Source organism: Vreelandella gomseomensis, assembly GCF_031451645.1.
Classification (GTDB): Bacteria; Pseudomonadota; Gammaproteobacteria; order Pseudomonadales; family Halomonadaceae; genus Vreelandella; species Vreelandella gomseomensis.
In genome coordinates, this window is the sequence record NZ_JARWAI010000002.1 from 261,585 (window position 1) to 280,202 (window position 18,618).

Here is an 18,618-nt window from a genome sequence, read left to right on the forward strand (position 1 = left end):
TACGACATCATCGTTCAAAACGCACCGCCACGGCGGTGCGTTTTGCGTTATGGCGCCATCTTGAGGGTGGTCAGGCGTCAGGGGCGTGGGAGGCCAGTCGTTCCAGTGCCCTTTTGAGTGCCGGGTCAGTGGTGTCTTCGGCGCATTCAGCCAGGGTTTTGCCGGCATCTGCCGACAGGCTGCGGGTATTGCGCTTGGGTGCCACGACCGGGTGGACAGGGCGTACCTTGAAGGTAAAGCCCGTCACGCCCTCGAAGCCCGGCAATTGATGAATGAGGCCCAGCAAGCGATTCTGCTCGTAGCGCAGCCAGGTCAGCCATTGGGCCTGGCCGCTGATCAGCGTTAATCGGCCGTCGCGAAACCCGCCTACGTAAATATGCGCGCGCATTTCCTCAGGCAGGTGGGCCTGCAGGTGCCGCTGGGCCTGATCGATCAGCTTCGAGAGACGCATAAGCTTGCCGATATCGCCCGACTTGCCCATCAAGCGACTGATGGGCTGTGCCTGGGATCGCTTAACCTTTATACTCATACGCTTGATTCCTAAGGTATCGCTTATTACGCCACTGCATGGTGGTTTCGGGTGCATAGTGCCTGCCCGGTGATCAAAGCCTAACACGCTCAGGAGCTTGTCCACAGCATGTCGTCAGCGTTAAACAGAGCCTCGGTATTGCCGCGACGTCACCGCCGTCATGGCCTGGCGAGCTGGTGGCTGGCAGGGCTGTTGGTGGGCTGCCTGCTGCCCACCAATCTGACCTATGCTGACGCGCTGAGAGGCGGTGAGCGCAGCGTCGTGGCGTGTTTCTGGGTCCCTGCGGTGTTGCGCGCCCGTACGCGCATGATGGCCACTCGGCGTCGTATCCTGCGGCGCTGGTGGGTGGTGTTGAAGCCCGTCAGGCCGCTGCGCCAGCGCGTGGCGTTCCCTTCCTTTGTGAGTGTGCTCGTTGCCGAACACGATGTGTTCAGTCGTCGTGGTCCGCCGCATCAGCCCCCGTTTTTGTGCTGACACGTCAGTCAACCTTATATCATTCATGGAACGGGGTGACCCCATCAAGGGCGCTCGCTGAAAGTTGGAAACTACATGATCAATAATTTGTTACGCAAAGTCGTCGGTTCTAAAAATGACCGTGACGTTAAACGCATGCTGAAAAGCGTGCAGCACGTCAACGCGCTGGAAAGTGAATTCGAAGCGTTGAGCGATGCCGACCTCCAGGCCACCACGACCACCTTGCGTCAGCGATTGGAAAACGGCGAACCCCTGGACGACCTGTTACCGTCCGCCTTTGCGATGGTTCGTGAGGCCAGCAAGCGCGTCATGGGCATGCGCCACTTTGACGTGCAGATGGTGGGCGGGATCACCCTGCACCGCGGTCGTATCGCCGAGATGAAGACCGGTGAAGGGAAAACCCTGGTGGCGACACTTGCCGTCTACCTGAATGCGCTGCCGGCCAAAGGCGTACATGTGGTCACCGTGAACGACTATCTGGCGCGCCGCGATGCCGAGTGGATGCGCCCGCTGTATGAATTTCTGGGCCTAACCGTTGGCGTCATTTTTTCCGGCCAGACCAGTGCCGAAAAGCGTCATGCGTATCACTGTGATATCACCTACGGCACCAACAACGAATTCGGCTTTGATTACCTCCGCGACAACATGGCCTTTTCGCTGGAAGACAAAGTCCAGCGTGACCTGCACTACGCCATCGTCGACGAGGTCGATTCGATTCTGATTGACGAGGCCCGCACGCCGCTGGTCATTTCAGGTGCCGTCGACGAGAACACCGACCTGTACAAGGTGGTCGACCGTCTGTCGCAGCAGCTTGAGCAAGGTGAAGTGGCCGACGATGAAGAGGGCACGGTCTCGGGCGACTTCTTGCTGGACGAGAAGCAAAAGCAGGTCGAGCTCACCGAGCAGGGGCATAACAAGGTCGAGGCGTTGATGCGCGAGGAAGGGTTGCTGGGCGAGGAAGAGTCCCTTTACGCCGCCCAGAACCTCAACCTGCTCCAGCACATGCATTCGGCCCTGCGCGCTCGCCACCTCTACCACCTTGACGTTGACTATATGGTCTCGGACGACCAGGTAGTGATCGTCGACGAACACACCGGCCGTTCCATGCCCGGCCGGCGCTGGTCGGAAGGCCTCCACCAGGCGGTGGAAGCCAAAGAGGGCGTGACCGTTCAGCGTGAAAGTCAGACCCTGGCGTCGACGACCTTCCAGAATTATTTCCGCCTCTACGAAAAGCTGGCCGGGATGACGGGGACCGCCGATACCGAGGCTTTCGAGTTCCGCCAGATCTACGGGCTTGACGTGGTGGTTATTCCCACCAACCGGCCGCTGACGCGGAAGGACCTCAACGACCTGGTTTTTCTGAGCGCCGAGGAAAAGTACGAAGCCATCATTCAGGACGTCAAGGAGCAGACCGAAGCCGGGCGTCCGGTACTGGTGGGGACGGCGTCGATCGAGACCTCGGAGTACATCGCGCGGTTGATGCGTGAGGCCAATCTGGCATTTAACGTGCTCAACGCCAAGCAGCACCAGAGCGAGGCCGAGATCATTGCCCAGGCGGGTCGCCCGGGAGCGGTCACCATTGCGACCAATATGGCGGGCCGTGGTACCGATATCGTGCTGGGGGGTAACTGGGAGGCCGAAGCGGCCAAGCTCCAGCAGCCCAGCCAGGCGCAGATCGACGCGCTGAAAGCGGAGTGGCAGCAGCGCCACGATGCCGTGCTGGACGCCGGCGGCCTGCACGTGATCGGTTCTGAGCGCCACGAATCGCGGCGCATCGACAATCAGCTGCGTGGCCGCGCCGGGCGCCAGGGCGACCCGGGCTCGACGCGTTTTTTCCTGTCTCTAGAAGACAGCCTGATGCGGCTGTTTGGTTCAGACCGCGTCAAGCGGCTGATGCAGGCACTGGGGCTCGAGCGTGGCGAAGCCATCGAGCACAAGATGGTCTCCAACGCGGTAGAGCGGGCGCAGAAGAAGGTCGAAGGCCGTAACTTCGACATCCGCAAGCAACTGCTCGAATACGATGATGTGGCCAACGACCAGCGCCGGGTCATCTATCAGCAGCGTAACGATATCCTGGGGGCGGATGACGTGGCGGACGCTGTCGCGGGCATCCATGAGGAAGTCATGGACAGCACGATCAGTGACTTCGTCCCGCCGCAAAGCCTGGCCGAGCAGTGGGATCTGCCGGGCCTCGAAGCGCACTTGAAAACCGAGTTCAACCTGGACGCACCGGTGGTCGAGTGGGCTGAAGCCGACCCGCGCTTCAATGAAGAGAAACTGCGCGAACGGCTGCATACCATGCACCGTGAGGCCTACACTGCCAAGGTTGAGGCCGCCGGTGAGGCGCTCATCCGTCGTTTTGAAAAGCAGGTCATGCTGCAGGTGCTCGACACCCGCTGGAAGGAACACCTGCAGTCCATGGATCATCTGCGCCGCGGCATCCACCTGCGTGGCTATGCACAAAAGAACCCCAAACAGGAATACAAGCGCGAAGCGTTCGAGCTTTTTCAGCAGCTGCTGACTAACATCAAGGCTGACGTGACGCGCATTCTCAGCCATGTGCAGGTACGCCAGCCCGAAGAGGTCGAGGCGCTCGAGAAAAAGCGCCGCGAGGCCCTGGAGCGTGAAAAAGCCACTGCGGACAGCCGCCACGACGATCCGGCAGCGTCACCCGCTCAGGATGCCGACACCCCCGAAGAGGCCCCCGGGGCAGACGGCCGACCCGTGCGTCGCGAAGGCCCCAAGGTCGGCCGCAATGACCCGTGTCCGTGTGGGTCGGGCAAAAAATACAAGCAGTGCTGCGGTAAACTTGATTAAGTCAACAAGCCACGTCTTAGGAGAACTACATGGCGGTAGGAGAAAGGCCCTTTCCCACGATGCCGTCCCTTGAGGGGGTGCGTTTAGGCACGGCCATGGCGGGCATCAAAAAGCCGTATCGTCGTGATGTCGTGGTGATTGAACTGCCCGAGACGTCGACGGTGGCGGGGGTGTTTACCCGCAACGCCTTTTGTGCCGCACCTGTGACGGTGGCCAAGGCGCACCTGAAGCGTACCGCTGAAACGGGTGATGGGCCCCGTTACTGGCTGATCAATACCGGCAACGCCAATGCAGGCACGGGCGAGGCCGGCTACCAGGACGCTCTGCAAAGCTGCGCGACGCTTGCCAGGCAGGCGGGCGTTAATGACGCTGCGGTGCTGCCGTTCTCGACGGGGGTGATCGGCGAGCCGCTGCCCATGGCGCAGCTACTCGACGGTATCCCCGAGGCCTTTGCCAACCGGGCGGGGGATAGCCAGGCCTGGCAGCACGCTGCCGAGGGTATCCTGACCACGGACACGCGTCCCAAGGGGGCGAGTGTTCGCGTGGCGATCGGGGAGCGTGAGGTGGTCATCAACGGTATCGCCAAGGGGTCGGGCATGATCAGGCCCGATATGGCGACCATGCTGGCCTTTGTGGTGACCGATGCCGTGATCGAGCCATCCCTGCTCGAGCGTTTGCTGCGCGAAACGGTCGACCGCTCTTTCAACTGCATTACCGTGGATAGCGATACCTCGACCAACGATGCCTGTATGCTGGCGGCAGCTGGTACCGGCGCGCGCGTTGAAAGCGAGGCGCAGATCGACATCTTCCGCAATGCCCTGCAGCGGGTGATGACGGAGCTTGCTCAGTCCATTATCCGGGATGGTGAAGGCGCGACCAAGTTTGTCACCCTGCAGGTCGACCAGGCGCAGTCGCGCCAGGAAGCCCTCGATGTAGCCTTTACCGTCGCGCATTCGCCGCTGGTCAAGACCGCGCTATACGCCTCGGATGCCAACTGGGGACGCATTCTCGCGGCGGTGGGTCGGGCGCCGGTGGACGCTTTTGACGTCAGCAGGGTAACCATCGAGTTAGGCGACGTCCGCCTGGTGGAAGGCGGTGGACGGGCAAAAGGCTACACGGAGGCGGCCGGCAGCAAGGTGATGGCCGAAGACGAAATTACCATCCGCATCAGTCTGGGGCGGGGCGATGAAGCGGCCACCGTGTGGACTTCGGATCTTTCCCACGACTATGTATCGATCAACGCTGATTATCGTAGCTAGCCGGTGTCGGCCGGGTTGGGTATCCGGCCGTCAAGGGTAGCGTTAACCTCGCGATATAACACCGACCGCAACTGCTCAGCGGGTGTGCACACAGTGGATAAAGACGTAATGAATGTAATGGTTAAACGACGGGTTCATGTGGCAGCGGCTGCCATTATCAGCGCTGACAAGCGGCAAGTATTGATTGCCAGGCGGCCTTCCAACGTGGATCACGGCGGGCTATGGGAGTTCCCCGGCGGCAAACTGGCTCCCTATGAAACCGGGCTGGAAGGCCTGAAGCGCGAACTGCACGAAGAGCTGGGCGTCGAAATCGTACGCGCGCAACCATTGATTCGCGTGCATCACGAGTATTCTGACAAGCACATACTGCTGGACGTGTGGCAGGTGCACGAGTTTGCCGGTGAACCGTTTGGACGTGAAGGTCAGGCGGTGCGCTGGGTGCCCATGGAAGAGCTGGTCAACTACCCGTTCCCGGCGGCGAATCTGCCTATCCTGCGTGCCGTCATGCTGCCTACCGAATACCTGATCACCGGCGAAGAGGCCGATGAAGCCCGTTTTGAGGCGCTGCTGACCCGAGCGCTGAACGAGGACAACATCCGGCTGGTTCAACTGCGCGCCAAGCATCTGGCGCCCGAGGCCTACGTGGCCAGAGCGCAGCGCGCGCTGACGCTGTGCCGCGAGGTCGGTGCGCGGTTGCTGCTTAACGGTGATCCTTCGCTACTCGACCAGGTGGATGCCGACGGTATCCATTTGACCAGCGAGCGCCTCATGCAGTTGGAGCGTCGGCCGATCGCGGAAAACAAGTGGCTGTCTGCCTCGACGCATGATCCCAAGCAGCTCGCGCAGGCTGCTACTCTGGGCTGTGACTTTGTCTCGCTGTCGCCCCTGCGCACGACGCCGTCGCACCCTGAAGTCGCCCCCATCGGCTGGCACGACTTTCAGCAGTGGGTGGAGCGCGCCGGGATGCCGGTGTTTGCCCTGGGTGGCATGACCCGCTTTGACGCCAACCATGCCCGCGCGGTTGGCGCGCAGGGTATTGCCTCCATTCGCGATTTCTGGAAGTAACGCGCCGATCAAAAAACGCCTGCCCGGCTGACCGGGCAGGCGTTTTCGTTGCTGGGCAGGCTGAAACACGACGTGGCTCTGTCTTAAGGGGCAGTGAGCGCCGCTAGTGTTCAGGCAACACCTAGTCCCTGAAGCGCCGGGTCAATTCCCCATACGCATCGATGCGCCGGTCGCGCAGATAGGGCCAGATGCGCCGGGTGTTTTCGCTGCGCGCCATGTCGATATTGACCACCAGCTGCTGCGGCGTTTCGTCGGCTCGCGCCAGGATTTCTCCCTGTGGGCCGCACACAAAGCTGCCTCCCCAGAACTGAATGCCGGCGCCATTGGCGGATCCGTCAGCCTCGAAGCCAACGCGGTTGGCCACGATCACGGGCAGGCCATTGGCGACGCCGTGAGCGCGCTGGATTAGCGTCCAGGCGTCCTGCTGGCGGGCTTTCTCGGCATCGTCGTCGTTGGGATCCCAGCCAATGGCGGTGGGGTAGAGCAGTAGCTCGGCGCCGGCCAGGGCCATCAGTCGCGCCGCTTCTGGGTACCACTGATCCCAGCAAACCAGCACGCCCAGGCGGCCAAGCGACGTATCGATGGGGGTGAATCCTTCGTTTCGCGCAGCGTCGTGATCGCCGGGGGTGAAATAGAATTTCTCGTAAAACCCGGGGTCGTCGGGGATATGCATTTTGCGGTAGTGCCCCACGCGGCCCTGGGCGCGGTCATAGACCACCGCCGTATTGTGATAGAGCCCGGCCGCGCGGCGTTCAAACAGCGAGCCGACCAGCACAATGTCCAATTCCTCGGCCAGCGCCGCCAGCCGCTGGCCCGTGGGGCCGTCAAGCGGCTCGGCCAGATCAAACACGGCGGGGTCTTCGTACTGGCAGAAATAGTGCGTGGCATGCAGCTCCTGAAGCAACACCAGCTGCGCGCCCTGCGTGACGGCATCACGGATGCCCGCCTCGCTGGCGGCTAGGCTCCTTGCTTTATCCGGCCAGGCCGGCTGTTGGACGACGCCAACGGTCAACAGACGTTGCATGACGGTTCCTTATCGGTCGGGTGAGCGGCGAGCGTGCCTTGGGGCAGCTGCATGGTCAAGCAATGCAGGCTGCCGTGCTGGCGAATGACCTGACTGCACTCGATAGGAATAAGCGTATGTTCGGGAAAGGCGACCGCCAGCGCGTTTAGCGCGATAACGTCGGCGGGATCCCCGTAGGTGGGTACCAGTACAGCCCCATTGATGATCAAAAAATTGGCGTAAGTGGCAGGCAAGCGGCGACCATCGTCGGGTGCATAGCAGGCCTGAGGCCAGGGCAGCGGAATTAGTCGATAGGGCTCGCCATTACGCTGCCGAAACGCCTGCAGCTCCTGCTCCATCGCTTGCAGGGCTGGGTAGTGAGGATCCGTCGGGTCGTCGCAGCGGACATAGGCGATGGTCGAGGGGTCGCAGAAGCGCGCCAGGGTGTCAATGTGGCTGTCGGTGTCGTCGCCTTCCAGGTGGCCGTTGGCCAGCCACAGCACGCGGTCAACACCCAGGTCTGCCTCAAGCTGCGCTTCCAGGTCGCGACGCGTGAGCTGGGGATTGCGATTGGGATTCAGCAGGCAGGCTTCGGTGGTCAGCAAGGTGCGGTTGCCGTCCGTCTCGATGGCGCCGCCTTCCAGCACCAGCGCGCGCGAGCTGACCGGGCAGAGCCAGACGTCTGCGTCGGCAAGCCGGCGGGTTAACTGGTTATCGCGCTCGGCGGGAAATTTGCCGCCCCAGCCGGTGAAAGTGTAATCCAGCAGTTCCAGCTGCCCGTGCTGATCGGCAACGGTGATGGGCCCGTGATCGCGCGCCCAGGTATCGTCGATGGGCGCCACACAAAGCACTATCTGGCCCTCGGGCACGCCGTAGGCATGGAAAGTGGCAGCCAGCCGCGTACGGGTGGCGTCGTCGGACACGCTGATCAGCACCCGCTGGAAGCGTGTCACGGCGATGACGATGCGCTCCAGGGTGGCTTCAATGCAGGTCAGCAGCGGCTGCCAATCGCCATCCGGGCGTGGCCAGGTCAATTGAACGCCGTCTTGTGGGTGCCACTCGGGCAGTAAACGGAAGGTCGGAGTCGTCAATGTAAAGCCGCTCGCAGCGAAGATAAAAAGGGTAGGTGAAGCGGCGCAATTTAGGGGCTGGCGGGAAAAGTTGCAAGTGCTGATAAACACAAGGGAACGCTTCCGGTGGATGTCTCTCTAACGCCCGTCGACACATGCAGCGATGCTAAAAAAACCGTACCATGAGCGCTGACTTATAAGGAATGACGCCATGCTTGATCGTTTGCCTTTTCTGGTGGGGCTGCGCTATGTGCGCGCTAAACGCCGAAATCATTTTATTTCGTTTATATCGCTGACCTCCATGCTGGGACTGATGCTGGGGGTGGCGGTGCTGATTCTTGTGCTGTCGGTCATGAACGGCTTTGATCACGAGCTGCGCACCCGCATCCTGGGCATGGTGCCGCACGCCAAGATTGAAGCACGGGACGGCATGGTGGAGTGGCGGCCGCTGGCTGAACAGCTGATGCAGCGTGACCGAGTGGAGGGGGTGGCCCCGTACGTCGAACAGCAGGGTATGTTCTCCGTCGGCGGTCGCAACGAAGGGGCCATGGTCAACGGCATCCACCCCGAGTGGGAAGATAACGTGTCGATCATCGGCGATCACATGCAGCAGGGTGAGTTAGCCGATCTGGTGCCCGGCGAGTGGAAGGTGGTGCTGGGGTCGATGCTGGCACGCCGGCTGGGCGTTGGGGTCGGCGACCGGGTTACCCTGCTGGTTCCCGAGGCGTCGATTACCCCGGCCGGGGTCTTTCCGCGTCTTAAGCGCTTTACCGTCAGCGGGATCTTCAGCGTCGGGGCCGATCTAGATGCCACGCTGGCGTATGCCAATATCGAGGATATGCAGACGTTGGGCCGTCTCGGTGACGCCATTGGTGGTCTGCGCCTCGAATTGGATGATCTGTTTGTTGCCGGCAGTGAGACCCAGGCCATTCTCAACGAGCTGGGCCCTGGCTATCGCGGTAGCGACTGGACCTATTCCCAGGGCAACCTTTTCCAGGCGATTCAGATGGAAAAGCGCATGATCGCGTTGTTGTTGACGGTAATCATTGCCGTTGCCGCGTTCAATATCGTGTCGACCCTGGTGATGGTGGTCACTGACAAGCGCGCGGATATCGCCATATTACGCACCATCGGCGCCACGCCGCGCTCGATCATGGGCATCTTTATCGTTCAGGGGCTGGCCATCGGCCTGATCGGCATTGCTGTCGGGGTAGCCGTCGGGGTGCTCTTGGCGCTGACGATTTCCGACCTGATCGCCTGGGTCGAGAGCGCGCTGAATATCCAGTTCCTCGACGCCGGGGTGTACTTCATCAGCGATCTGCCATCGCGTCTACATTTTGAAGATGTTCGCAACATTGTGCTGGCCGCCTTTGGCCTGACGTTCCTGTCGACGCTGTACCCGGCGTGGCGAGCGGCGCGGGTTCAGCCTGCGGATGTGCTGCGCTATGAATAAGGATGCCACCATGTCTGAAACGACATCGACCAATGCCCCCGTCATGCTGCGCTGCGAGTCGCTTACCCGCACCTATAGCGAAGGCCCGCATGACTTGACCGTGCTGGATGCGCTGGATCTTGAGGTTCGCGCCGGCGAGCGCGTGGCCATCGTGGGTACCTCAGGGTCGGGCAAGACCACGCTGCTTAACCTGCTGGGCGGGCTGGATAGCCCCACCGACGGCAGTATCGTGATCGCCGACCAGCCGCTGTCGGGCTTGAAAGAGGCCGCGCTGGGCAAGTTCCGCAACCGCTATATCGGCTTTGTCTACCAGTTCCATCATTTGCTGGCGGAGTTCACGGCGCTGGAAAATGCCGCGCTCCCCTTGATCATCCGTGGTCAGGCGAAAAAAACCGCCGAGCAACGCGCCATGCAGATCATGACGCGGGTAGGCATGCAGGACAGAGCTGACCACAAGCCGGGCGAGCTATCCGGCGGGGAGCGTCAGCGGGTAGCGATTGCCCGGGCTCTGGTGACCGATCCAAGTCTGGTATTGATGGACGAACCCACCGGTAACCTGGATCAGACCACCGCCGCGACGATCCTTGCGTTAATGGACGAGCTGGCCAGGGAAAGCGCCTGTGCGTTCGTGATCGTGACGCACGATGTCGGCCTGGCGGCCCATCAAGACCGGGTGATGAAGTTGGACGCGGGTAAGCTCGTCGAGCAGAGCTAGTCGTCGAACTCCGCTTCGACGCGGGCGCGCCGCTGCCGGCGTTTTTGGCGGCGGCGCTTCCAATGGTGAGAAACGTGCCAGCGCCACATGAGGCGCACGGCCACGTTGGCCACCACCGCAAGCACCAGCGCCGATACCAGTGAGCCGAGTAACAGGGCCGGCATGATGTCGTGCATTTGCTCGGCAAGCCAGCGCGTGGAGATGCGCGAAGGCGCTTCCCGGAGCGGCGTGTCCAGCAGCAGGGTGCCAAGCCGATAATTGCCGTAAAAGACCAGCGGCATGGTCAGCGGGTTGGTAATCCATACCAGGCCGACGGCCAGGGCAAGGTTGCAGCGACTGAAGCGCGCACCCAGTGCGGCGGCGACCATCTGGCAAGGAATCGGCAGCATGGCGCAGAACAGGCCAATGCTGAACGCATTGGCGACGCTGCGTCGAGTCAGTTGCCACAAGCCCGGGTCGGCAATCAACGGTGCGATGAAACGCAGCGACCGCTGACGCCTGAGCGTATCGGGCTTGGGCATGTAGCGCTGGAAAAACCGGCGAGGCATGTCAGACACTCTTGCCCATGAATGTGGCCCATTATCCACAAGGCGCAGGGGTTCGGCTATGGTGGGGTAAGGAGGGCTTGCCAGGGAGGGGGCTATGCGCGTTGGGCTTGCCATGCCGACGGCACTGTCGGTGATGGCGGGAGGGGCACTCGGCGGCTGGCTGGGGCCGGGCGGCAATTCGCTGTGGCTGACCACGCTGCTTGGGATGCTGTTACTCGCCGCTGTGCGTGGCCGGTATTGTCTCTGGTGGCTGATGGCCTGCTGGGGGCTGGTGGCGGTGCAGTCTCAGTGGGCGAACCAGTTACCCTTGGGACTTACCGGCGAGGATGTACGCGTCGAGGGGCGAGTGGCCGAGACCCAGCAGGTCAAGGATGGTATGCGCCTTTTGCTGGACGTGCAACGCTGCGAGGCGCCTGCCCGGCGACCGGCCTGCAAGGGGCTTGAACGGGTTCGCGTCAGCGCTTACGCCTTCGCAGACGTATTGCCCAAGCCCGGTGAGCGCTGGCAGATGACGCTGCGCTTGCGCCCGCCCACTGGTTTCATGAATCCCGGCACGTTCGATTTTGCCCACTGGCTGTGGCGCGAAGGGATTCACGCCACCGGGTATGTGCGCCAGGATCCTCCTTCTAAGCGGTTGACCGCAGCGCCGTTCTCGCTTCGCCAGCAGGCGCATGCCGGCCTTCAAGACCAGCCCCTGGCACCGCGGACAAAGCGCTGGCTGGCGGCGCTGACGCTTGGGTTGGGTGATCAGCTTGTTCAGGATGACTGGGAGCTGCTCAACGCCAGCGGCACGACCCATTTGGTGGTCATATCTGGTTTGCACGTGGGGCTTGTGGCGTCGTTTGTCTTGCTGATTGCCCGTCAGGCAGCCCGCTGGGTGAGCCCAGGCAACTGGCGGCTTCAGGCATGGCCCTGGTGGCTATCCGGCGTGGCGGCGCTTGGCTATGCGGTACTCGCGGGGATGGCGCCGCCCGCGATGCGGGCCATGATCATGACCGTGGTGGGGCTCTGGGTGATGAGTGGGCGTCATGCGCCCGGACCCTGGCAAGGGTGGTGGCTGGCGCTGGCCGCCGTGCTGATGCTGGATCCCGTGGCCTTGTGGCGGCCTGGGCTGTGGCTGTCGTTTCTCGCCGTGGCCTGGCTGATCATCATCTGGCAAGGCAGGCCCCGGCCGCAAGGTCTGCGCGGTTGGGGCTGGGCATTGCTGCGCTCTCAGCTGTTGCTGGCGCCGCTGATGGCCGCCGCGGTGCTGATCGCCTTTGGCCGCGTGGCGCCGGCCGCCCCGCTGATCAATCTCATCGCGGTGCCCTTCATGAGCCTGGTGATGGTGCCCCTGGCGCTGCTGGGGTGGTTGCTGACGCCGCTGCCTTACGCGTCGACGGCCGCGTGGTGGCTTTTCGAGCAGGGGTTGGAGGTCTTCTATACCGCGCTTGAATACGCCGTGGTTCACTGGCCCCAATGGGAGCCGCCGCGTTACCTGCATCTGCCCTGGGCGTTAGGGCTGTGCGTCACGGCACTGAGCTGGGGGTTGCCGGGTATGGCTGCCTGGTTGAGGCGTGGTGCGCTGGTCGCGGTCATCGTAGTGCCTTTTTGGCCTGCGTCGCCACGTTCAGCAGAGGGAGAGCTCATCATCACCGTCTACGACGTGGGCCAAGGGCAGCTGGTGGAATTGCGCAGCGCCGATTACCGCATGCTGGTGGACACGGGCCCGCGCTATCGCTCAGGGTTCATGCCCATCGAAACCCTGTGGCCGCCCGGACAGTATTTCGACCGCGTCATGGTGAGCCACGGCGACAGCGATCATGCCGGCGGTGTGCAGGCGCTGCGCGACCAGCATCGGGTAGGCGAATGGCGCGCGCCGTCCAGCGAGCCACTCGCCGTGGCGAGCAATGCCTGCGAGCGGGGCGACCGATGGCAGCGTGATGGCGTCAGCTATCAGGTATTGTGGCCCAATGCCGAACAGGCCGAGGCGTCGGCCAATGACCGGTCGTGTGTGCTGGCCATCGACGTCGGCGGGCAGCGCGTGGTGATTACTGGAGATGTCGGGCGTGAGGTCGAGCGCCGCCTGGTGGGCGATCTGGATGCGCCGATCACGGCGTTGGTGGCCGGTCACCACGGCAGTGCCTCGAGTTCGGGGCCTCAGTTCGTGCGCGCGGCCGATCCCCGGCACGTCATTTTTAGCGCCGGGCGTGACAACCCCTTCGGCCATCCAAGCGACACGGTGGTGCGGCGGTTCCGCGAGCAGGGCAGCTGTTTATGGAACACCGCGCAGGACGGGGCTGTTCAACTGCGGCTCATGCCCGGGGCTGCACCTGAAATAAAAACCCTGCGCCAAGTGTTCAAGCCGCGACAGCGGTGTTGATGCCGCGCGCCATCAGGTAGAATTTCCCCACTGCACGCTAATGCTTAGGAGCTCGTGTGACTGAATCAGGCTGGGTCCTCTATAAACGTTTATTGAGTTATGTAAAGCCGCACTGGCGTGCCTTTAGCCTGGCGATCGTGGGGTTCGTCATTTACGCCGCGTCGAGTACGGCGCTGGCGGAGATGATGAAACGCCTGATTGACGGCATTCAAAACCCCGACGCCTCTTTCCGGCTATTTCTACCGATGTTCGTGATTATCATGTTTACCGCACGGGGCATCGGTACCTTTCTTAGCACCTATTTCATGGCCTACGTCGGGCGCTATGTCATTCATACCCTGCGCTGCGATGTCTTTGCGCATATGCTGCACCTGCCCGGCAAGTTCTTCGACCACCACTCGAGCGGTCACCTGGTGTCGCGGGTCACCTATCATGTGGAGCAGGTCGCGGGTGCGGCGACCAAGGCGTTCACGATTCTGCTGCGCGAAGGGCTGTTTGTGATTGGCCTGCTGGGCTATCTGTTCTGGACCAACTGGCTACTGACGCTGCTATTCCTGGGCGTTACCCCGATTATCGCCGGCGTTGTCAGCTACGCCAGCAAGCGTTTCCGGCGACTGTCCAAGCGTATCCAGCACTCCATGGGGGACGTCACCCACGTGGCCTCCGAGGCGCTATCAGGACACCGCGTGGTGCGTACCCACGGTGCCGAGTCCTACGAGCGACAGCGGTTTGAGCGCGTCAGCGAAGAAAACCGCCGCCAAAGCATGAAAGAAGCCATGACCCGCGCCATCAGTTCGCCGGTCATCTTGATTCTGGTGGCGATTTCCATGGCCATTCTGGTCTGGTTGGCCATGGCGCCTTCCCTGATGGCGAGCATGACACCGGGGGAGTTTGTTGCCTTTATTACCGCAGCGGCGCTGATGATCAAGCCGGTTCGTCAGCTGACGGAAATCAACAGCGAAATACAGAAAGGCATCGCGGCGGCCGCCGAGCTGTTCGGCCTGATGGATCTAACCCCGGAAAAGGATAGTGGCACCTACCGCGTCGAGCGGCTGGCGGGGAGCGTCAAGCTTGAAAACGTCAGTTTCCGGTATGCCGATGACCAGCCCTATGTGCTTCGCGACATCAATCTGGAAGTGGCGCCCGGTGAAATGGTCGCCATTGTAGGGCGCTCCGGTAGCGGCAAGTCGACCCTGGTGAGCTTGCTGCCGCGTTTCTACCATACCAGTGAAGGGCGCATTACCGTCGATGAGGTGGCCCTTGAAACGTACGCATTGCGCCCCTTACGCCAGCAGATGGCGCTGGTGTCCCAGCAGGTGACGCTGTTCAACGCCACGATCACCGACAACATTGCCTATGGCATCGACAACCCCGACCCGGCCGCCGTCAAGGCGGCGGCTGAGGCCGCCTACGCCGATGAATTTATTGATCAGCTGCCCCAGGGCTATGCCACGGTCGTCGGTGAGAATGGGGTGATGCTGTCAGGCGGCCAACGCCAGCGCCTGGCCATTGCCCGGGCGATTTTCAAGGATGCCCCGCTGTTGATTCTTGACGAGGCAACGTCGGCCCTGGATACCGAATCAGAGCGCTATATTCAGAAGGCGCTCGAAGACGTTTGTCAGGGGCGCACGACCTTGGTCATTGCCCATCGGCTGTCGACCATCGAACGCGCCGACCGGATTATTGTGATGGATCAGGGGCGTATCATCGAGCAGGGCAGCCATCAAACGCTGTTGGCGGCCGGCGGTGCGTATGCCGCGCTGCATCAGCTGCAGTTTCAGGAGCCCCAGTGAGCCTAGCCGACCGCTGGTTGGCCGGCGCCTATCAGGGAAGTCGCTGGCTGTGGCCGCTGCGGCCGCTGGGTCGGCTTTATCAATGGCTCATGCAGCGCCGGGCGAGCCAGTACGCGCGCGGAAAGCGCCCCGTCTGGCGCACGCCTGTTCCGGTGATCGTCGTCGGCAACATTACCCTGGGCGGCACCGGCAAGTCGCCGTTGGTGGCCTGGCTTGGGCGCTGGCTGACGGCTCAGGGGTGGTCGCCGGGCATTGTGTCCCGCGGTTATGGCGGGCGAACCCACGACCACCCGCTGCGGGTGACCACGACCACCCCGGTGGAGGAAAGCGGTGATGAACCGCTGATGCTCGCCCAGCAAACCGGTCTGCCGGTGGTGGTCGACCCCCAGCGAGGTCGGGGCGCAGCCGCGCTGGTGGAAGCCGGCTGCGACGTGATTATCAGCGACGATGGCTTGCAGCATCTTGCCCTGGCGCGCGATATTGAACTGGTGGTAATCGATGGCGCCCGCGGGTTGGGCAATGGCGACTGCCTGCCGGCAGGCCCGTTACGCGAGCCGCCGAGCCGCTTGAAGAGCGTTGATGCCGTGATCGTCAATGGCGACATCGCGACCCCGCTGCCGGTGGAGACCGTTTCCATGTGCCTGGTGCCCTCCGGCTGGCGTCGCCTGAGCGATGGCCAGCGCCTCCCGCTTACGCCGCTGCCGTTCAGCGGGCCGGTTAATGCGCTGGCCGCTATCGGCAATCCCGAGCGCTTCTTCGCCACGTTGGCGTCGCTCGGGGTCGTGGGAGAGTGGCACCCGTTGGCGGATCATCAGCCGTTGACCGAGGCGCTGTTGAGGCCGCTGCGCGGGCGTCCGCTGGTGATGACGGCCAAGGATGCCGTGAAATGCCAGAAAATTGCCCCGCCCGATAGTTGGGTTCTCGATGTGGAAGCGTCGCTTCCACCTGAATTTGCGCATTGGCTGACAGGCAAACTGTCAGCGCTTACCTGAGGTAGGAGAAACGCTCATGGATAAGGAACTGCTGGCGATGTTGGTCTGCCCGCTGTGTCAAGGCAAGCTGAAATACGACCGCGAGGCCCAGGAGCTGCGGTGTGTTTACGATGGCCTGGCCTACGCGATCGAGGAAGGTATCCCGGTCATGCTGCCTGAAGCCGCGCGCCCCCTGGATGTCGACGAAAAGCTACCCCCCTCGCCGGGTCGCACAGGAGAGGGTTGAATGAGCTTGGCGTTTACCGTGGTAATCCCCGCGCGCTATGGGTCAAGTCGGCTGCCGGGCAAGCCGCTGCTGGACATCGCCGGCGAACCAATGATCGCCCACGTTTGGCGGCGTGCCTGTCAGAGCCGGGCGAGCCGGGTGGTGGTTGCCACCGACGATGCGCGTATTAAAGCCGCCTTGAAGCCCTACGGGGCCGAGGTGGTGATGACGCGCCAGGATCACGCGTCAGGCACCGACCGGCTGGCCGAGGTCGCCGACCAGCTGGCGCTGGGCGAGGCCGAACTGGTGGTCAATGTTCAGGGCGATGAGCCATTGATTCCCCCGGCGCTGATCGATCAGGTCGCGGAGCGGCTGGCAGGCGATGACCGGGCATCCATCGCCACGCTCGCGGAGCCGATCACGGATGTCGACGCGCTGTTCAATCCCAACGTGGTAAAGGTCGTGCGGTCATTGCAAGGGCGCGCGCTGTATTTCTCAAGGGCGCCGATTCCCTGGGATCGTGAGCAGTTTTCTTCCCCGCCGTCGTTGCTGGGCACCGATGCGTGGCTGCGCCACATTGGCCTTTACGCCTATCGGGTGAGTTTTCTGCACGCTTACTGGGATTGGCCGGCCTCGAGCCTTGAGCAGTTGGAGCAGCTCGAGCAGCTGCGTGCCCTGCAGAATGGCCATGTCATCCAGGTCGCCCTTGCCTGCGACATCAATCCGGCAGGGGTCGATACGGCCGAGGATCTCGACCGGGTACGCGCGCTATTGTCCCCAGCATCGCAGAAGGAGTAAGTCGTGAACGTGTTGTTTGTTTGCCTGGGTAATATCTGTCGCTCGCCGACCGCGGAAGGCGTGTTTCGCCGCGCCTTGGCGCGTGCCGGTTGGCAAGATCGTGTGGAGGTCGATTCCTGTGGCGTCGGTGACTGGCATCTGGGTAAAGCGCCCGACCCGCGCGCGCAGGCGGCGGCCCGCCAACGGGGCGTCGATATCAGTGGTCTGAGGGCGCGCCAGTTGGTGCCTGAGGATTTCATGGAGTACGACTATGTGCTGGGTATGGATCACGATAATCTGCGCGCCATGCTGGCCATGAAGCCCGAGCAGGCCCGTGCGCATGTCGGGTTGCTGCTCGACTTTGCTGACGTGTCCGAAAGCGAAGTGCCGGACCCGTATTACGGTGGCGATGATGGCTTCGAGCACGTCCTGAACCTGCTGGAAGCCGCTGCTGATGGACTGGTCGATCACCTCCAGCGTGGCCGTTGAGGTGGCAGCGTGTGTCGTACAGCGTGAGGTAGACCTGCGCCATGCCAACACCCTGCGTCTGCCGTGTGTGGCCGAGCGTTATGCCGCGCCGCGCACGCTGGCCCAGCTGCAGCAGGTGCTTGCCGTGGCCCGCCGTGAAGGCTGCTCGATAACGCTGCTCGGCGGTGGCAGCAATGTGCTGCTGCCCGAGACGTTGAGCGGTATCGTCATCCGACCGGCACTCAACCAGTGGTGGCTGGAAGCGGATGCGCATGGGCTCACGGCCCACGTGGGTGCGGGGGTCAATTGGCATCAGCTGGTCATGGCATTGGCGACTGCAGGGCTGTGGGGCGCCGAAAACCTGGCCCTGATTCCTGGCGATTGCGGTGCCGCGCCGGTGCAGAACATCGGCGCGTACGGCGTGGAGCTTGCCGACCGCTTGAAGGCGGTGCAAGTGGTTGAGCGGGCCACCGGTGAGACGCGTTGGTTAAGTTCTGATGCCTGTCAATTTGGCTATCGTGACAGTATCTTCAAGGGCGAGCTCGCCGACAGCGTGGTGATCACCCAGCTGCAGCTGCGTGTCTCGCGCCAGCCCAAGGCCAGGCTGGACTACGGCGATCTGGCGTCGCGGGTGTCGGCATCGCCCACGCCGCTGGCGGTGGCCAATGCGGTGTGCGCGGTGCGCCGTGAAAAGTTGCCCGACCCGGAGCAGTTGGCCAATGCGGGCAGTTTTTTCAAGAATCCTGTCGTGCCGGATCAACAGGCGAATGCGTTGCGCGAGCGCTACCCTGCTATGCCGTGTTTTCCCCAGGGAAACGGGCTGACAAAGCTGGCGGCGGGCTGGCTCATCGACCAGTGCGGGCTGAAAGGCTTTCGTCAGGGCGCCTTCGGGGTTCACGAGCGACAGGCGCTGGTGCTGGTGCATTTTGGCGGCGGCAATCGCCAGGGCCTGCTGGCGCTGGCCGATACGGTCGCGGGTAAGGTGGCCGCGCGTTTTGCGGTTACGCTGACCCCGGAGCCGCGCCTGATAGAGACGTGAGCGGCGATACTTGCCAGGCATAAAAACGCCCCGCTTAAAAGCGGGGCGT

17 protein-coding genes are annotated in these 18,618 nt (G+C 62.6%); 13 read left to right on the forward strand and 4 right to left on the reverse strand.

All coding sequences use genetic code 11. The features are described from left to right. Positions 1-70: 70 nt before the first annotated feature. The gene (locus QC815_RS03375) at positions 71-529 is read right to left on the reverse strand and encodes a DUF721 domain-containing protein (RefSeq protein ID WP_230446651.1); all 459 of its coding nucleotides are present in this window, start codon (positions 527-529) and stop codon (positions 71-73) included. 108 nt (positions 530-637) lie between these two features. Here QC815_RS03375 and QC815_RS03380 point away from each other — a divergent pair, with 108 nt between their 5' ends. The 4 genes from QC815_RS03380 (at position 638) to QC815_RS03395 (ending at position 6,144) form a co-directional block, all read left to right on the forward strand. Next, positions 638-1,003 (forward strand): hypothetical protein, encoded by a 366-nt coding sequence (locus tag QC815_RS03380; RefSeq protein ID WP_230446652.1) that lies wholly within the window; start codon positions 638-640, stop codon positions 1,001-1,003. A gap of 75 nt (positions 1,004-1,078) precedes the next feature. After that, positions 1,079-3,820 carry a preprotein translocase subunit SecA gene (gene secA / locus QC815_RS03385; RefSeq protein WP_309766952.1) on the forward strand — a complete coding sequence of 914 codons (2,742 nt, stop codon included), beginning with the start codon at positions 1,079-1,081 and terminating at the stop codon, positions 3,818-3,820. A gap of 29 nt (positions 3,821-3,849) precedes the next feature. Continuing rightward, positions 3,850-5,079 (forward strand): bifunctional glutamate N-acetyltransferase/amino-acid acetyltransferase ArgJ, encoded by a 1,230-nt coding sequence (gene argJ, locus QC815_RS03390; RefSeq protein WP_230446654.1) that lies wholly within the window; start codon positions 3,850-3,852, stop codon positions 5,077-5,079. A 108-nt stretch (positions 5,080-5,187) separates the two neighbouring features. Next, entirely contained in the window at positions 5,188-6,144 is a 957-nt protein-coding gene (locus QC815_RS03395) for a Nudix family hydrolase (RefSeq protein ID WP_309766954.1), read from the forward strand. Positions 6,145-6,265: 121 nt separating this feature from the next. Here the strand turns inward: QC815_RS03395 and QC815_RS03400 are convergent, their stop codons facing one another. Together QC815_RS03400 and QC815_RS03405 are read right to left on the reverse strand one after the other, a co-directional pair. After that, positions 6,266-7,168 (reverse strand): carbon-nitrogen hydrolase, encoded by a 903-nt coding sequence (locus QC815_RS03400; RefSeq protein ID WP_230446656.1) that lies wholly within the window; start codon positions 7,166-7,168, stop codon positions 6,266-6,268. Continuing rightward, positions 7,153-8,238, reverse strand: coding sequence for an agmatine deiminase family protein (locus QC815_RS03405; protein ID WP_230446657.1), 1,086 nt, complete (start codon positions 8,236-8,238; stop codon positions 7,153-7,155). Before QC815_RS03405 ends, QC815_RS03400 begins: the two co-directional genes overlap by 16 nt. A 190-nt stretch (positions 8,239-8,428) precedes the next feature. Here QC815_RS03405 and QC815_RS03410 point away from each other — a divergent pair, with 190 nt between their 5' ends. Together QC815_RS03410 and QC815_RS03415 are read left to right on the forward strand one after the other, a co-directional pair. Beyond that, positions 8,429-9,670 (forward strand): lipoprotein-releasing ABC transporter permease subunit, encoded by a 1,242-nt coding sequence (locus tag QC815_RS03410; protein WP_230446658.1) that lies wholly within the window; start codon positions 8,429-8,431, stop codon positions 9,668-9,670. A gap of 10 nt (positions 9,671-9,680) precedes the next feature. Further along, positions 9,681-10,385 (forward strand): ABC transporter ATP-binding protein, encoded by a 705-nt coding sequence (locus QC815_RS03415; RefSeq protein WP_230446659.1) that lies wholly within the window; start codon positions 9,681-9,683, stop codon positions 10,383-10,385. Here the strand turns inward: QC815_RS03415 and QC815_RS03420 are convergent. Continuing rightward, the gene (locus QC815_RS03420) at positions 10,382-10,933 is read right to left on the reverse strand and encodes a DUF2062 domain-containing protein (RefSeq protein ID WP_230446660.1); all 552 of its coding nucleotides are present in this window, start codon (positions 10,931-10,933) and stop codon (positions 10,382-10,384) included. The two genes, QC815_RS03415 and QC815_RS03420, sit on opposite strands and share 4 nt — an antisense overlap. Positions 10,934-11,027: 94 nt before the next feature. On the opposite strand from QC815_RS03420, the gene QC815_RS03425 reads away from it, so the two are divergent. The 7 genes from QC815_RS03425 to murB are packed head-to-tail and all read left to right on the forward strand — an operon-like array spanning position 11,028 to position 18,569. Next, positions 11,028-13,295 (forward strand): DNA internalization-related competence protein ComEC/Rec2, encoded by a 2,268-nt coding sequence (locus tag QC815_RS03425; RefSeq protein ID WP_309766958.1) that lies wholly within the window; start codon positions 11,028-11,030, stop codon positions 13,293-13,295. A 56-nt stretch (positions 13,296-13,351) separates the two neighbouring features. Next, complete coding sequence (gene msbA, locus QC815_RS03430) at positions 13,352-15,088, forward strand: lipid A export permease/ATP-binding protein MsbA (protein ID WP_230446662.1); 1,737 nt, start codon at positions 13,352-13,354, stop codon at positions 15,086-15,088. Continuing rightward, a complete protein-coding gene (gene lpxK / locus QC815_RS03435; RefSeq protein WP_230446663.1) occupies positions 15,085-16,080 on the forward strand; it encodes a tetraacyldisaccharide 4'-kinase in 996 nt (331 codons plus the stop codon). Before msbA ends, lpxK begins: the two co-directional genes overlap by 4 nt. Positions 16,081-16,096: 16 nt before the next feature. After that, the gene (locus QC815_RS03440; RefSeq protein ID WP_230446664.1) at positions 16,097-16,306 is read left to right on the forward strand and encodes a Trm112 family protein; all 210 of its coding nucleotides are present in this window, start codon (positions 16,097-16,099) and stop codon (positions 16,304-16,306) included. Further along, complete coding sequence (gene kdsB / locus QC815_RS03445; RefSeq protein WP_230446665.1) at positions 16,307-17,083, forward strand: 3-deoxy-manno-octulosonate cytidylyltransferase; 777 nt, start codon at positions 16,307-16,309, stop codon at positions 17,081-17,083. It begins immediately after the preceding gene. A gap of 3 nt (positions 17,084-17,086) precedes the next feature. Further along, positions 17,087-17,551: a low molecular weight protein-tyrosine-phosphatase gene (locus QC815_RS03450; RefSeq protein ID WP_309766961.1), complete on the forward strand. Its 465-nt coding sequence runs from the start codon at positions 17,087-17,089 to the stop codon at positions 17,549-17,551. Continuing rightward, positions 17,517-18,569 (forward strand): UDP-N-acetylmuramate dehydrogenase, encoded by a 1,053-nt coding sequence (murB, locus tag QC815_RS03455; RefSeq protein ID WP_230446667.1) that lies wholly within the window; start codon positions 17,517-17,519, stop codon positions 18,567-18,569. The genes QC815_RS03450 and murB overlap by 35 nt, the downstream gene beginning before the upstream one ends. Positions 18,570-18,618 lie beyond the last annotated feature (49 nt).